Genomic DNA, 14,129 nt, shown 5'->3' with positions numbered 1-14,129 from the left:
TCAACGGCCGGACGTAATGCTCAGCCCTTTGAGCAGGCTCAGGGCCTGGGCCAGTTGGTAATCATCGTCCTGCGGCATCGGCTTGGCCTTGCCGCTGGAACCGGTCGGCTTGTCGGCGCCGCCGTTGCCATTGCCCAGGTGGCCTTGCAGGTCGGCTTCCTTGAAGTACTCGCCGTCCTGCTCGTTGGTGATCTTGGCCTTGCGCACCTCGATGTCCGGCACGATGCCCTGCGCCTGGATCGAGCGGCCGTTCGGCGTGTAGTACAGCGCCGTGGTGATCTTCAGCGCGCGGTCGTTGTTCAGCGGCAGCACGGTTTGGACCGAGCCTTTGCCGAAACTGGTGGTGCCCATCAGAACGGCGCGTTTCTGATCCTGCAGGGCACCGGCGACGATTTCCGACGCCGAGGCGCTGCCGCCGTTGATCAGCACGACCATTGGCACGGCTTCGCTTTCGTCTTTGCCGGTGGCCGAGAAGCGCAGTTCGGAGTTGGCGATACGTCCCTTGGTGTAGACGATCAGGCCTTTGGTGATGAAGTGGTCGACCACTTCCACCGCCGCTTGCAGCACGCCGCCGGGGTTGTTGCGCAGGTCGAGAATGATGCCGTTGAGCTTCTTGCCGTTGTCCTTGCGCAGCTTGGCCAGGGCCTTGGAGACCTCTTCACCGGTCTTGACCTGGAACTGGGTGATGCGGATATAGCCGTAGCCGGACTCCAGCAACTGGCTCTTCACGCTCTTCACCTGAATGATGGCGCGGGCCAGGGTCACGTCGAACGGCGTACCGCCATCACGAACCAGGGTCAGGGTGATTTTCTGGCCGATCTTGCCGCGCATCTTGTCCACGGCTTCGGTCATGCTCTGGCCGCGGGTCGGTTGGCCGTTGATCTTGACGATGAAGTCGCCGGCCTGGATGCCGGCCTTGGAGGCCGGGGTGTCATCGATGGGCGATACCACCTTGATGAAGCCGTCTTCGGCGCCGACTTCGATGCCCAGGCCGCCGAATTCGCCGCTGGTGCTTTCCTGCAGTTCGGCGAAGTCTTCCGGGCCCAGATAGGCGGAGTGCGGATCAAGGTTGCTGAGCATGCCCTTGATGGCGTTTTCCAACAGGGTCTTGTCGTCTACCTGCTCGACATAAGCGGCTTTGATCCGATCCATGACCTCGGCAAAGGTGCGCAACTCTTCCAGAGGCAATGGCGCCTTGGTGGTCGCAGCGGTGCCAGCAGGCGCGACGGCCGGGGCCGGTTGAGCGGCAAACGCCAACGGCGCGCCGATCACCAGGGCGATCGTCAGGGCCAGCGAGGTAAGGCGGGACAAATGCAGCATGTCGAACGAACTCCTGAATTAGGCGGCACGCTTATCCTTGCGCGCGGCACCATTGCGCCGGGTCACTCGGGTGACCCTGCTGACGAATAGCAAAATACAGCGCTGGTGTGTCCTGCCCGCCACTGTTACCGACAGTGGAGATGGACTCACCGGCTTTTACCACGTCACCCGCAGACTTGAGCAGCGTCTGGTTGTGACCGTAAAGACTCAAAAAACCGTTGCCGTGGTCGAGAATCACCAGCAACCCGGCACCGCGCAACCAGTCGGCGAAGACGACGCGACCGCCATGCACCGCGTGCACCGCGCTGCCGGCGGAGGCGCCGATCATCACGCCATCCCACTTGGTCCGGGCATCGTCGCCACGGCTTTCACCGAAGCGCGCCAACAGTCGACCGTCGACAGGCCAGGGAAGTTTGCCTCGGGTTGACGCAAATGGACCGCCAAAAGTCTCGCCTGAACTGGAGACCAGTGCGCCAGGTGTCGATTTAACGGGTTTGCGTGGGGCGTCGTCGGTGGCTTCTGCCTGTGCCTGGGCCTCACGTAAACGCTTTTTTTCGGCTTCCTGCTGGGCTATCAGCGCTTTTTGCCGCGCTTCTTCAGCCTCACGAGCCTGGCGGGCCAGGGTTTCCTCGATGGTTTTAAGGACTTTAGACAGGTCTGCCTGATCCTGCTCGCGGGCGGCCAGTTTCTGGTCGCGCGCCTTGACGTCGTCATTGAGCTTGGCCAGGACTTGCTGGCGCTCCTGGCGAACCTTCTCGAGTTCGCCGCGCTGGGTTTCCAGGCTGCTTTGCTGCACCAGCAATTGCGCTTGCTGGGAGGCGATGTCCTTTTCGACATTGGCCAGCTGGCGCAGGGTTTCGTTGAAGTTCTTCAGCTGTTCCAGGCGGGCCTGGCTCAGGTAGTCGTAATAGGTGAGGGTGCGGGCGAATTTCTCGGGGTTCTGCTGGTTGAGCAGCAGCTTGAGATACTCCTGACGGCCATTCTGATAGGCCGCGCGGGCCTGGATGGCGATCAGTCGTTGCTGTTCAGTGCGCGCGCTCTGGAGTTTTTTTTTCTCTGCATCGAGTCGCTGCAGCTCGGATTCGCTCTTCTTCAGCTCTTTTTGCAGGGCTTCGACCTGCTTCTCGAGCTTGCCCATTTCGGTCTCGGTGCCTTTCAGATCTTTCTGGATACCGGATTTTTCTTCCTGCAACTTGCCCAGCAGTTTTTTCAGCTCGGCAATGTCCTGGCGCGTAGCGTCCAGCTGCTGTTGGGTTTGCGCGCGCTCGTCAGCAAAGGCCGGTTGGAGCAGGCAAGTCAGAGCGAGGGCTATCAGGACGCGAAGCATAGAGGCGGGCGACACCAGGGAAAGGGACGGCCTAGTATGCCCGCCCCACGCTGCAAAAAAAACGCCCAATTGGGGTTGTGTGATAACTGGCCCGGAAAACACTACAAACTAATGTGGGAGCGAGCCTGCTCGCGATTGCATCGGTACATTCAACATGGGTGTTGGATGTCAGATTGCTATCGCGAGCAGGCTCGCTCCCACGGGGTTTTGCAGGGTTTGAACGGGTGGATTACACCAAAATGGAAGTTCCGGTCATTTCCGCCGGTTTTTCCAGGCCCAGCAGTTTCAGCATGGTCGGGGCCACATCCGCCAGCACGCCGCCTTCGCGAACCTTCAGGTCGCGCTTGCCAACATAAATGAACGGCACCGGCTCGGTGGTGTGCGCGGTGTGCGCCTGGCCGGTGGATTCATCGGACATCTGCTCGACATTGCCGTGGTCGGCGGTGATCAGCGCTTCGCCACCGACTTTTTCCAGGGCTTCGACGATACGGCCGACGCACTGATCCAGGCATTCAACGGCTTTTACCGCCGCCTCGAACACGCCACTGTGGCCAACCATGTCGCCGTTGGCGTAATTGACGACGATCACGTCATAACGCTGGTGTTCGATGGCATCGACGATGCGATCGGTCACTTCCGGCGCGCTCATCTCTGGCTGCAAGTCATAAGTGGCGACTTTCGGCGACGGAATCAGGATGCGCTCTTCGCCCGGGAACGGTTCTTCGCGACCACCGGAAAAGAAGAAGGTCACGTGGGCGTATTTTTCGGTTTCAGCGATGCGCAGCTGAGTCTTGCCGTTCTTCGCCAGGTAATCGCCCAGCACGTTTTCCAGGCTGCCGGCGGCGAAGGCGGCTGGCGCGGGGATGCTGGCCGCGTATTGGGTCAGCATCACGAAGCCGGCCAGTTTTGGCTGGCGCGCGCGCTCGAACTCCTTGAAGTCATCTTCAACGAAAACCCGGGTCAGCTCGCGGGCGCGGTCGGCGCGGAAGTTCATGAAGACAACGGCGTCGCCGTCTTCGACTTTCACCGGTTCACCAATGGAGGTGGCCTTGACGAACTCGTCGCTCTCGCCACGCTCGTAGGCGGCTTGCAGGCCTTCCTGGGCGGTGGCGGCGTTGAATTCGCCCTGGCCATCGACAATCAGGTTGTAGGCCTGGGATACGCGGTCCCAGCGGTTGTCGCGGTCCATGGCGAAATAACGACCGATGAGGCTGGCGATGCGGCCCTTGCCCAGCGCCTGGAAAGCGGCGTCCAGCAGTTCGATCGACGATTGCGCACTTTTCGGTGGGGTATCGCGGCCATCGAGGAAGGCGTGCAGGTAGATTTTTTCCGCACCGCGCTTGGCGGCCAGTTCAGCCATGGCGACCAGGTGATCCTGGTGGCTGTGTACCCCGCCATCGGACAGCAGGCCCATGAAATGCACGGCTTTACCGGCGGCAACGGCTTTGTCCACGGCGGCGCAGATGGTCGGGTTCTCGAAGAACTCACCGTCGCGGATCGATTTGGTCACGCGAGTGAAGTCCTGGTACACCACGCGGCCGGCGCCGAGGTTCATGTGGCCGACTTCGGAGTTACCCATCTGGCCATCCGGCAGGCCGACGTCCATGCCGCTGCCCGAGATCAGGCCATTCGGCGCGGTGGCCCACAGGCGGTCGAGCACGGGCTTCCTGGCGGCATAGATGGCATTGCCTTCCTGGCTTTCACTGTGACCGAAGCCGTCGAGAATCATCAGGACCAAAGGTTTAGGCGTGGTAGTCATGGAATCCACTCGTGGCTGAGATAAAAAGGGGTGATGGAAAAGGGAGTGGCAGTTTAAAGCGAAGTTCCTGCGGCGTCACCGCCGGACGGGGTTTGGCCCACCTTGGTGGCTGTGTATACTGGCCGACATTTTAACGCCCTGGAACCTCCGTCGATGGTTGCTCACCTGATTGAATTTGCCACTAACCACTACATTCTCGTCGGTATCTTCGTCGTACTGGCAGCCCTGCTGTTGGCCTATCAAATGCAGGGCGGCGGCCGTAGCCTGAGCACCGGTGAACTGACCGCACTGGTCAACAAGGACGCCGGCGTGGTGGTCGACATCCGTCCGAGCAAGGATTTCGCCGCCGGTCACATCGTGGGCGCGGTGAACATTCCCCAGGACAAACTGGCCGCCCGCATCGGCGAGCTGGAAAAACACAAGGCCAAGACCATCATTCTGGTCGACGCCCTGGGCCAGACTGCCGGCACTCACGCTCGCGAGCTGATGAAATCCGGCTTCACCGCCGCCAAGTTGTCCGGTGGCGTTTCCAGCTGGAAAGCCGACAACCTGCCGCTGGTGAAGTGATATGAGCAACGTCGTCGTCTATTCCAGCGATTACTGCCCTTATTGCTCGCGAGCCAAGTACCTGCTCGAGAACAAAGGCGTGGCCTTCGAAGAGATCAAGGTCGATGGCAAGCCGCAGGTGCGTGCCGCGATGGCTCAGAAAGCCGGACGTACGTCCGTGCCACAGATCTGGATCGGCAGCACCCACGTTGGCGGTTGTGATGATTTGTTCGCCCTTGAGCGCGCCGGCAAGCTCGACGCGATGCTCAAGGCCTGACTGCTGTATTCAAAACAAGCAAACCTAAAAGACCCCTGGATCAAGAAGGATCTGCGATGACTGACCAACAGAACACTGCTGCGAACGAAGAAGAAACTGCACCGCAATTCTCCTTGCAGCGCATTTATGTCCGTGACCTGTCCTTCGAAGCCCCGAAAAGCCCGGCGATCTTCCGCCAGCAGTGGGAGCCGAGCGTCGGTCTGGACCTGAACACCCGTCAAAAGGCTCTGGAAAACGATTTCCATGAAGTCGTGCTGACCCTGTCGGTCACGGTGAAGAACGGTGACGAAGTGGCGTTCATCGCTGAAGTGCAACAGGCCGGGATCTTCCTGATCAAGAACCTGGACGACGCTTCGATGAGCCACACCCTCGGCGCGTTCTGTCCGAACATCCTGTTCCCGTATGCTCGCGAAACCCTGGACAGCCTGGTGACCCGTGGGTCGTTCCCGGCGCTGATGCTGGCTCCGGTGAACTTCGACGCGCTGTACGCACAAGAGCTGCATCGCATGCAGGCGGCTGGCGAGACGCCAACCGTTCAATAAGCTGCGCTGCTGATAATCGCGGGCAAGCCCGCTCCCACAGGTTTTGCACAATCCTGTGGGAGCGGGCTTGCCCGCGATTGTTTCTGTCAGGCGAAAAAGATGCTCAGGTTACTTGAAGCCGTTCTGCCGCCAGGCCTCGTACACGGCCACGGCTACGGTGTTGGACAGGTTCAGGCTGCGGCAGCCTTCGCGCATCGGCAGGCGCAGGCGTTGTTCGGCGGGCAGGGCGTCCAGCACTTCGGCGGGCAGGCCACGGCTTTCCGGACCGAACAGGAACGCATCGCCTTCGACGAAGCTGGCATCGTGGAACGGCCGCGAACCCTTGGTGGTGAAGGCGAACACTCGCGGATGGCCGAGGCTTTCCAGGCAGCTCGCGAGGTCTGCATGGCGTTGCAGGGTGGCATACTCGTGATAGTCGAGGCCGGCCCGGCGCAGTCGCTTGTCGTCCATCTCGAAGCCCAGCGGTTCGATCAAATGCAGGTGGCAGCCGCTGTTGGCGCACAGCCTGATAACGTTGCCGGTATTCGGCGGAATTTCCGGTTGGAAGAGGATGACGTGAAACATGCACGGCTCCGAAGGTAAAGATGAGCGGCATTCTACGCCGCAACCCGACCCTCGTTCGAAACTATTCCCGCGCGTGATGGCTTCGCTGGCGATTGTCGGGGTGATGGTCGGGATGATGATCGGTCGCCTGACCACGCCCGACCCCAGCGAACTGCAGCAGGTCGAAGTGATGGAGAACGGGCTGGTGGTCTGGTTCAACAATGAACCCAAGGTCCATGGCGAGATCGTCGATGGCAGTATCGCGTTGTTGTTCGAAGCCGAAGGCAAGGTGCAAAAGGGTCAGCTCAAGCTCAACGGCAAGGACGTGAACTGGCGAACGCGTTTGAGTGATGGGGGGTTGTTGCTGACGCTGGTGGCGGCCCGGCCCCTGCAGGGCGACTGGGCTGGAAGCGAGGTCGATGACCGCTGGCGGCTGGAGATCCATCTCCGAGAGCAATAAAAGAGGGAATCCCCGGCCTGCCTGTACCAAGGTTCCCAAAACGGGAGGGTTCGCGCCTTGCGTCGTGAACCCGATGTAAAGGGGGAATCCCCGGCCTGCCTGTACCAAGGTTCCCAAAACGGGAGGGTTCGCGCATTGCATCGTGAACCCGGTGTAAAGAAGGAATCCCCGGCCTGCCTGTACCAAGGACCCCAAAACGGCGGCTCGTCGCAAGTGCGATGTGAGCCCGGTGTAAAGAGGGGAATCCCCGGCCTGCCTGTACCAAGGTCCCCGAAACTGGGTAGTGAACTGAATCACTGAATGGACTATTGCAGGGGGCGTGCCAGGTTTTAATATTTGGTAATTAATAAGCACATCAGAACGACGAAAGCTCCGTAGAACGGGGCTTTCGTGTTTTTGCAGACGGGTTTTTCTTGCGGTTTAGGGCGGGCTGATGGATCAGATGCTGTGCGCGATTGCGGTTCACGGTGCATTCAGTCGGTGCATTGCGCCCCCAAAAAGCATCGCGGGCAAGCCCGCTCCGACAGGATGGGTGCAGAACCTGTGGGAGCGGGCTTGCCCGCGATTGGATGTAACGGTCAGCGCAAAGTCAAAGGCTATTCAGCCCTCATCCCCCTCATCATCATCCCCGCCATCGACCTTCATCCCCAGCTCCTTGATCTTGCGAGTCAGGGTGTTGCGACCCCAGCCCAGCAACACGGCGGCGTCGCGACGACGGCCGGCGGTGTGCTTGAGGGCGGTCTCGATCATGATCCGTTCGAACGCCGGCACCGCGCTGTCGAGCAGGCTCGACTGGCCACGCGCCAGCGCCTGATCAGCCCATTGGCGCAGCGCCTGCTCCCAATTGGTCACCGGTGCCGAATCCTGAGGCAGGCTCAGCAGCTCTGGCGGCAAGTCGCCGATGTGCACTTCGCGGCCTGACGCCATGACGGTGATCCAGCGGCAAGTGTTCTCCAGCTGACGCACGTTGCCCGGCCACGGCAGGTTTTTCAGGTATTCCTCGGTTTCGTTTTTCAGCAGCTTCGGCTCGACGGCCAGCTCCTGCGCGGCGCGGCTGAGGAAGTGCTTGGCCAGGGTCGGGATGTCTTCGCGACGGTCCGACAGGCGCGGAATGTGGATGCGGATCACGTTGAGGCGGTGGAACAAGTCCTCACGGAATTTCCCGGCGTGCACCAGGGTTTCCAGATTCTGGTGCGTTGCGGCGATGATTCGCACATCGACCTTCACCGGCACGTGACCACCGACGCGATAGAACTCGCCATCGGCCAAGACCCGCAGCAGCCGAGTCTGGGTGTCGGCCGGCATATCGCCGATTTCATCAAGGAACAGCGTGCCGCCGTCCGCCTGCTCGAAACGCCCGCGCCGCAGGTTGGCCGCGCCGGTGAAGGCGCCTTTCTCGTGGCCGAACAGCTCGGATTCCATCAGGTCTTTGGGGATCGCCGCCATGTTCAGCGCAATGAACGGTGACGCCGCGCGCGGACTGTGACGGTGCAGGGCGTGGGCCACCAGTTCTTTACCGGTACCCGATTCGCCATTGATCAGCACGGTGATGTTGGAGTGGCTCAAGCGCCCGATGGCGCGAAACACTTCCTGCATCGCCGGCGCTTCGCCGATGATTTCCGGGGTGCGGGTCAGGGTCGGGGCGACTTCGAGTCCTTGCTGTTCCTGGGCGTGCTGGTTGGCGCGCTTGACCAGGGACACCGCCTCGTCGACATCGAACGGCTTGGGCAGGTATTCGAACGCACCGCCCTGGTAGGACGCGACAGCGCTGTCCAGATCGGAGTGCGCGGTCATGATGATCACCGGCAGCCGTGGGTGTTGTTCGCGAATCCGTGCCAGAAGGTCCAGGCCGCTGGCGCCTGGCATGCGGATGTCGGAGATGATCACGTCCGGCTGCTGGCGAGCCAGGCGGCTCATCACGCCATCGGCGCTGTCGAAGCTTTGCGTGGTCATGCCTTCTTGCTGCAAGGCTTTTTCCAGGACCCAACGGATAGAACGGTCGTCATCGACGATCCACACGGTTTCACTACGGCTCATGTCGATGTGGCTCCTTGTTCCAGTGGCAGAAAGATCGAGAAAGTGGTGTGGCCCGGGTGGCTGTCACACTCGATCAGGCCCTGGTGCTGGCTGATGATGTTCTGGGTAATGGACAGGCCCAGCCCGGTACCGTCCGGACGGCCGCTGACCATGGGAAAGAAAATGGTTTCCTGTAGTTCCGCAGGAATGCCCGGGCCGTTGTCGATGATTTCGATCTTGGTTACCAGACGATGGCGTACGTGGCCGATGGTGAATTGGCGCATGGCACGGGTGCGCAGCGTGATGCGGCCCAGGCGCAGCTCGTTCTGGCTGCTGATCGCTTGCATTGCGTTACGCACGATGTTCAGCACGGCCTGAATCATTTGCTCGCGGTCGATCAGGACGTCCGGAATGCTTGGGTCGTAATCGCGCACCAATGTGATGCAGCCCTGACTTTCGGCCTCGACCAAGTGACAGACGCGCTCCAGCACTTCATGGATGTTGCACATGGCCAGCGACGGCAGTTTGTTGGAGCCGAGCATGCGATCCACCAGATTACGCAGGCGATCGGCTTCTTCAATGATCACGTTGGTGTAGTCGCGCAGGCTTTCTTCCGGCAGTTCGCGAGCCAGCAATTGTGCGGCGCCACGAATCCCGCCCAACGGATTCTTGATTTCGTGCGCCAGGCCACGCACCAGCATCTTGCTGGTTTCCTGTTTCGACAGCTGCGCTTCTTCCTTGGTGATCCGCAGCAAGCGGTCACGGGGATGGACTTCAAGCAACAGCAGGGTATCGCCATTGCTCAGGATCGGCGTGACCGCGTAGTCGACCGTCAGGGTCTGGCCGGTGAGGGCGGTGAGCATGGCTTCGCGCTTGGTGAACGGATGCGCCTGCTGCACCGCCTGGCGCAAGGAGTTCAGCGCCTCGGTGGACTCGGTGAACAGCTCGCTGATGAACTGCCCGTGGCTGCGCTGGCCGCTGATGGCCAGGAGCATTTCCGCGGCCGGGTTCATGTACTCAAGGCGCAACTCGGCATCGAGCAGGATGGTCGCCGTGGTCAGGTTGTCGAGTAGCAATCGGTGTAGTGCGTCACTGATGGTCATTCAGGACCTCTTTTGGCGCATGAATAAAAAGCTGATGCAAGGAAACTGCAAAAACCAAACCAAGGCTCCGAAAAGAAGCGTCGAAGCCCTGAAACAGGCGTTTGACGCTCGATTGCGTGGCGTTCTGCCAGCTTTCATGGGTCATTTCGAACCAAAATGGGTTGAATTTAGACGTGAGTGCAACCATTCGCACCAATATAGTGCGCAAACCTGAACGAGGTGAGAAGAAGCTCCCAACGGACTTTTCGGTGGCAGGTTGGCCGCTGAAGACCCGATTCCGCCAACGTGAGGCGGCAAGCGTTCAGTGCCGGGCGTTCAACGCTTATGCATCCGTTGCAGGGTAAAAGTCACGGTTGGGCTTTGCTGTATGACCGTATCGCCGTCGATCACTTGCACGGCGAGACGATGCTGGCCGCGATCGATATTCACCAGTTGCAGGATCGGTACGTTGCCGGGCTGGCCGTACGGTTGATCATCCAGCCATAGTCTGAGCAGATGCGTTCCTTGCAGGCGGGGCTTGATCAGCACGTTGACGTTGAAGGTGCCGTCGTTGGCGCGCAGGGCTTCGGTGGTAGGAAGACCGGTGAGTTCCAGTACCTCGTAGGCGCTCCGGGGCTGCTCGCTGGAGTGTCTCTGTGGGGATGGAGGCGCAGAGGGCGGGGGCTTAACGCTATTGATAGGCGGAAGTTCGACGGGCAGAGCCTTGACGCCATCAGGCGGTTGATTGCTGTAGGCCGTGTTGCCGTCGGCGTCGGTGTACTTGTAGATCTGCGCGGCGGCGGGCAGGGCGATCAGCAGCAGAGAGAACAGAAAACAACGACCCATGACATTGACCGCAATCGAAAACATTGGGGGGCAGCATAGGTCAGGGCGGTGGGTTGGCCCAAGTCGTTATCATTTCGGAATGAATAGCCCAAGGTTTCAGGCGTCGAAAATCCCACAGGGATTTTCATCGGCCATTGAATCGTGTGCATAAAAAAGGCCTTCCGAAGAAGGCCTCTTTTTGTCACGCCGCTTGCGCAGGCGCTACCGGATTAGCAGCTGTAGTACAGCTCGTATTCCAGTGGGTGTACGAAGGTACGAACCTTGATTTCTTCTTCGCTTTTCAGAGCGATGTAAGCGTCGATGAAGTCGTCGCTGAAAACGCCGCCTTTGGTCAGGAACGCACGACCTTTGTCCAGCTCTTCCAGGGCTTCTTTCAGGCTGCCGCAAACTTGTGGGATCTCTTTCGCCTCTTCAGGCGGCAGGTCGTACAGGTTTTTGTCAGCTGCATCGCCAGGGTGGATCTTGTTCTGGATGCCGTCCAGGCCAGCCATCAACAGTGCGGCGAACGCCAGGTACGGGTTGGCAGCCGGATCCGGGAAGCGCGCTTCGATACGGCGGGCTTTCGGGCTCGACACGTATGGAATACGGATCGAAGCGGAACGGTTGCGAGCCGAGTAGGCCAGCATTACTGGAGCTTCGAAACCTGGTACCAGACGCTTGTAGGAGTTGGTAGCCGGGTTGGTGAAGCCGTTCAGGGCCTTACCGTGCTTGATGATGCCGCCGATGAAGTACAGGGCGGTATCGGACAGGCCGGCATAGCCTTCGCCTGCGAAGGTGTTCTTGCCATCTTTCCAGATGGACATGTGTACGTGCATACCCGAGCCGTTGTCGCCGTACAGAGGCTTAGGCATGAAGGTAGCGGTACGGCCGTAGGCATCGGCAACGTTGTGCACGACGTACTTCAGGGTTTGGGTTTCGTCGGCTTTCTTCACCAGGGTGTTGAACTTGACGCCGATTTCGTTCTGGCCGGCAGTTGCCACTTCGTGGTGGTGAACTTCGACGGTCAGGCCCATTTCTTCCAGTGCGTTGCACATGGAGGTACGGATTTCGTGGTCGTGGTCGAACGGTGGAACCGGGAAGTAGCCGCCTTTGACGCCTGGACGGTGGCCCTTGTTACCGCCTTCGATGTCCTGGTCGGACATCCAGGAACCTTGTTCGGAGTAGATCTTGAACATGGAGCCGGAAATGTCGGACTTGAACTTGACCTGGTCGAAGATGAAGAACTCTGGCTCTGGACCGGCGAACACGGTGTCACCGATACCGGTGGCTTTCAGGTGCTCTTCAGCGCGCTTGGCGATCGCACGTGGGTCACGATCGTAGCCTTGCATGCTCGAAGGTTCGATGATGTCGCAGACCAGGATCAGGGTCGGCTCTTCGGTGAACGGGTCGAGAACGGCAGTGGAATCGTCCGGCATCAGGATCATGTCGGAGGCTTCGATGCCTTTCCAGCCAGAGATGGAAGAACCGTCGAACATCTTGCCGACTTCGAAGAAGTCTTCATCCAGCGCGTCGCGAGCCGGCATGGTCACGTGGTGCTGAGTGCCTTTGGTGTCCGTGAACCGCAGATCAATCCACTTGACGTCATGATCTTTGATGAGTTGAACCGACTTCGACATAGTGTCCTCCGGGTGGCTTAGGGCTGGTAGTGGATGCCCTTAAATGTTTGTGATGCCGGCGCGAATACTCTGCCAAGGCAACCTGCCTCACAAGGGAGCAAATTGCATGCCAGTGCCCCAGCATGGGTTTTTTGCCCCAATTTCACGCTTATAGAGGTGCGAGGCCTATAAAAGCTTCAATTAGCGCCCCTTAATGTGGCGCTCAAGCCTGGAAATGACCTGTTTTGGTGCGTGCAAAACCTTCTGCACATTAACTGGTTAAACCTTGAGCAATTTCCGCTATAATCCGCGCCCCCCTTTTTCGGCTGGCCCAGCGCGCGCTGTTTTCATGAAACTAATCGTAAAAGTCTTTCCCGAGATCACCATCAAGAGCCGCCCGGTACGGATGCGTTTCATCCGCCAATTGGCCAAGAACATCCGTGCCGTGCTCCGCGATCTGGACCCGGCTGTGGTGGTGAACGGTGTGTGGGACAACCTCGAGCTGGAAACCCGTGTCAGCGACCCCAAGGTCCTGAAGGAGATGGGCGAGCGCCTGAGCTGCATGCCGGGCATCGCGCACTTCCTGCAGATCGACGAATACCCGCTGGGCGATTTCGACGACATCGTCGAAAAGTGCAAGCAGCACTACGGTGATGCACTGGCCGGGAAGATTTTCTCGGTGCGCTGCAAGCGCGCCGGCAAGCACCCATTCAGCTCGATCGATATCGAGAAATATGTCGGCAGCCAGTTGCGCCGTCAGTGCGGTGCCGCCGGGATCGACCTGAAAAAGCCGGAAATCGAAGTCCGCATCGAAGTTCGCGACCAACGGTTGTTCGTGATCCACAGCCAGCACAACGGCATCGGCGGTTATCCGCTGGGCGCGCTGGAGCAGACGCTGGTCTTGATGTCCGGCGGTTTCGACTCCACAGTCGCCGCCTACCAGATCATGCGCCGTGGCCTGATGGCCCATTTCTGCTTCTTCAACCTGGGCGGCAGGGCCCATGAACTGGGCGTTATGGAAGTCGCGCATTTCATCTGGAAGAAGTACGGCAGCTCCCAACGCGTGTTATTTGTCAGTGTGCCGTTCGAGGAAGTGCTGGGAGAAATTCTCGGTAAAGTCGATAACAGTCATATGGGCGTAGTATTGAAGCGTATGATGTTGCGCGCTGCGTCCCAAATCGCCGATCGCCTGCACATTGACGCATTGGTTACCGGTGAAGCGATTTCCCAGGTTTCGAGCCAGACATTGCCGAACCTGTCCGTGATCGACTGCGTGACCGACAAACTGGTGCTGCGCCCACTGATCGCCAGCCATAAGCAGGACATCATCGACCTGGCCAACGAAATCGGCACCGCCGACTTCGCCCGGCACATGCCGGAGTACTGCGGGGTCATTTCGGTGAATCCCAAGACGGCGGCCAAGCGCCATCGGGTGGAGCACGAAGAGAAAGAATTCGACATGGCGGTGCTTGAGCGTGCGCTCGAGAACGCCAAGCTGGTGCCGATCGATCGCGTGATCGATGAATTGGGCCAGGACGTTCAGATTGAAGAAGTCAGCGAAGCGCTGGCCGGTCAGATCGTGATCGACATCCGCCACCCGGATGCCGCCGAGGATGACCCGCTGGAACTCGCTGGTATCGAGGTACAAACGATGCCGTTTTATGCTCTGAACGCTCGTTTCAAGGAACTGGACCCTACTCGCCAGTACCTGTTGTATTGCGACAAAGGCGTGATGAGTCGCCTGCATGCCCACCATTTGCTCAGTGAGGGGCATGCCAATGTGCGCGTTTATCGACCGAGCTAAGTGCCCGGGGCT

General features: G+C 59.7%; 14 protein-coding genes. 6 read left to right on the top strand and 8 right to left on the bottom strand.

The window, feature by feature from the left end:
• From JQF37_RS10965 to gpmI, 3 genes are all read right to left on the bottom strand, one after another.
• Nucleotides 1-1,320 (bottom strand): S41 family peptidase, encoded by a 1,320-nt coding sequence (locus tag JQF37_RS10965; protein ID WP_130207387.1) that lies wholly within the window; start codon nt 1,318-1,320, stop codon nt 1-3.
• 31 nt (nt 1,321-1,351) lie between these two features.
• Nucleotides 1,352-2,647, bottom strand: a complete 1,296-nt coding sequence (locus JQF37_RS10960; RefSeq protein WP_130207385.1) for a murein hydrolase activator EnvC — start codon at nt 2,645-2,647, stop codon at nt 1,352-1,354.
• Between the two features lie 229 nt (nt 2,648-2,876).
• Nucleotides 2,877-4,406: a 2,3-bisphosphoglycerate-independent phosphoglycerate mutase gene (gene gpmI / locus JQF37_RS10955; protein ID WP_130207383.1), complete on the bottom strand. Its 1,530-nt coding sequence runs from the start codon at nt 4,404-4,406 to the stop codon at nt 2,877-2,879.
• 153 nt (nt 4,407-4,559) lie between these two features.
• Between gpmI and JQF37_RS10950 the strand changes: the two genes are divergently transcribed.
• The 3 genes from JQF37_RS10950 to secB are packed head-to-tail and all read left to right on the top strand — an operon-like array spanning nt 4,560 to nt 5,771.
• On the top strand, nt 4,560-4,973 hold the full coding sequence (locus tag JQF37_RS10950; RefSeq protein WP_090328051.1) for a rhodanese-like domain-containing protein: 414 nt from the start codon (nt 4,560-4,562) through the stop codon (nt 4,971-4,973).
• Between the two features lies 1 nt (nt 4,974).
• Nucleotides 4,975-5,229 (top strand): glutaredoxin 3, encoded by a 255-nt coding sequence (grxC, locus tag JQF37_RS10945; protein WP_008149430.1) that lies wholly within the window; start codon nt 4,975-4,977, stop codon nt 5,227-5,229.
• A 56-nt stretch (nt 5,230-5,285) separates the two neighbouring features.
• Nucleotides 5,286-5,771 carry a protein-export chaperone SecB gene (secB, locus tag JQF37_RS10940; RefSeq protein WP_090328053.1) on the top strand — a complete coding sequence of 162 codons (486 nt, stop codon included), beginning with the start codon at nt 5,286-5,288 and terminating at the stop codon, nt 5,769-5,771.
• Nucleotides 5,772-5,879: 108 nt separating this feature from the next.
• On the opposite strand, the gene trmL is transcribed toward secB, so the two are convergent.
• A complete protein-coding gene (gene trmL, locus JQF37_RS10935; protein ID WP_130207381.1) occupies nt 5,880-6,335 on the bottom strand; it encodes a tRNA (uridine(34)/cytosine(34)/5-carboxymethylaminomethyluridine(34)-2'-O)-methyltransferase TrmL in 456 nt (151 codons plus the stop codon).
• Here trmL and JQF37_RS10930 point away from each other — a divergent pair.
• The gene (locus JQF37_RS10930) at nt 6,334-6,774 is read left to right on the top strand and encodes a hypothetical protein (RefSeq protein WP_130207379.1); all 441 of its coding nucleotides are present in this window, start codon (nt 6,334-6,336) and stop codon (nt 6,772-6,774) included. The two genes, trmL and JQF37_RS10930, sit on opposite strands and share 2 nt — an antisense overlap.
• A gap of 600 nt (nt 6,775-7,374) precedes the next feature.
• On the opposite strand, the gene ntrC is transcribed toward JQF37_RS10930, so the two are convergent.
• Together ntrC and glnL are read right to left on the bottom strand one after the other, a co-directional pair.
• Nucleotides 7,375-8,811 (bottom strand): nitrogen regulation protein NR(I), encoded by a 1,437-nt coding sequence (ntrC, locus tag JQF37_RS10925; RefSeq protein ID WP_047536349.1) that lies wholly within the window; start codon nt 8,809-8,811, stop codon nt 7,375-7,377.
• Complete coding sequence (gene glnL / locus JQF37_RS10920; RefSeq protein WP_047536351.1) at nt 8,808-9,893, bottom strand: nitrogen regulation protein NR(II); 1,086 nt, start codon at nt 9,891-9,893, stop codon at nt 8,808-8,810. Before glnL ends, ntrC begins: the two co-directional genes overlap by 4 nt.
• 19 nt (nt 9,894-9,912) lie before the next feature.
• Between glnL and JQF37_RS10915 the strand changes: the two genes are divergently transcribed.
• Entirely contained in the window at nt 9,913-10,107 is a 195-nt protein-coding gene (locus JQF37_RS10915; protein WP_130207377.1) for a hypothetical protein, read from the top strand.
• Nucleotides 10,108-10,208: 101 nt separating this feature from the next.
• Here the strand turns inward: JQF37_RS10915 and JQF37_RS10910 are convergent, their stop codons facing one another.
• Nucleotides 10,209-10,718 carry a DUF4124 domain-containing protein gene (locus tag JQF37_RS10910; RefSeq protein ID WP_130207375.1) on the bottom strand — a complete coding sequence of 170 codons (510 nt, stop codon included), beginning with the start codon at nt 10,716-10,718 and terminating at the stop codon, nt 10,209-10,211.
• A gap of 209 nt (nt 10,719-10,927) precedes the next feature.
• Complete coding sequence (gene glnA / locus JQF37_RS10905; RefSeq protein ID WP_056852215.1) at nt 10,928-12,334, bottom strand: type I glutamate--ammonia ligase; 1,407 nt, start codon at nt 12,332-12,334, stop codon at nt 10,928-10,930.
• 328 nt (nt 12,335-12,662) lie between these two features.
• On the opposite strand from glnA, the gene thiI reads away from it, so the two are divergent.
• Nucleotides 12,663-14,117, top strand: coding sequence for a tRNA uracil 4-sulfurtransferase ThiI (gene thiI / locus JQF37_RS10900; protein WP_130207373.1), 1,455 nt, complete (start codon nt 12,663-12,665; stop codon nt 14,115-14,117).
• Nucleotides 14,118-14,129: the final 12 nt, after the last annotated feature.

This window comes from Pseudomonas sp. MIL9 (assembly GCF_016887925.1).
Lineage (GTDB): Bacteria > Pseudomonadota > Gammaproteobacteria > Pseudomonadales > Pseudomonadaceae > Aquipseudomonas > Aquipseudomonas mohnii.
Note: the sequence above shows the minus strand (reverse complement) of the source record. Positions and strands in the feature narration are given on the sequence as shown.

Bases quoted from the DNA above. Each gene is read 5' to 3' on its own strand.
- JQF37_RS10960 (WP_130207385.1), bottom strand. From the start codon at position 2,647: ATGCTTCGCGTCCTGATAGCCCTCGCTCTGACTTGCCTGCTCCAACCG.
- JQF37_RS10915 (WP_130207377.1), top strand. From the start codon at position 9,913: ATGAATAAAAAGCTGATGCAAGGAAACTGCAAAAACCAAACCAAGGCT.
- glnL (WP_047536351.1), bottom strand. From the start codon at position 9,893: ATGACCATCAGTGACGCACTACACCGATTGCTACTCGACAACCTGACC.
- trmL (WP_130207381.1), bottom strand. From the start codon at position 6,335: ATGTTTCACGTCATCCTCTTCCAACCGGAAATTCCGCCGAATACCGGC.
- grxC (WP_008149430.1), top strand. From the start codon at position 4,975: ATGAGCAACGTCGTCGTCTATTCCAGCGATTACTGCCCTTATTGCTCG.
- JQF37_RS10965 (WP_130207387.1), bottom strand. From the start codon at position 1,320: ATGCTGCATTTGTCCCGCCTTACCTCGCTGGCCCTGACGATCGCCCTG.
- ntrC (WP_047536349.1), bottom strand. From the start codon at position 8,811: ATGAGCCGTAGTGAAACCGTGTGGATCGTCGATGACGACCGTTCTATC.
- glnA (WP_056852215.1), bottom strand. From the start codon at position 12,334: ATGTCGAAGTCGGTTCAACTCATCAAAGATCATGACGTCAAGTGGATT.
- thiI (WP_130207373.1), top strand. From the start codon at position 12,663: ATGAAACTAATCGTAAAAGTCTTTCCCGAGATCACCATCAAGAGCCGC.
- gpmI (WP_130207383.1), bottom strand. From the start codon at position 4,406: ATGACTACCACGCCTAAACCTTTGGTCCTGATGATTCTCGACGGCTTC.
- JQF37_RS10910 (WP_130207375.1), bottom strand. From the start codon at position 10,718: ATGGGTCGTTGTTTTCTGTTCTCTCTGCTGCTGATCGCCCTGCCCGCC.
- JQF37_RS10950 (WP_090328051.1), top strand. From the start codon at position 4,560: ATGGTTGCTCACCTGATTGAATTTGCCACTAACCACTACATTCTCGTC.
- JQF37_RS10930 (WP_130207379.1), top strand. From the start codon at position 6,334: ATGCACGGCTCCGAAGGTAAAGATGAGCGGCATTCTACGCCGCAACCC.
- secB (WP_090328053.1), top strand. From the start codon at position 5,286: ATGACTGACCAACAGAACACTGCTGCGAACGAAGAAGAAACTGCACCG.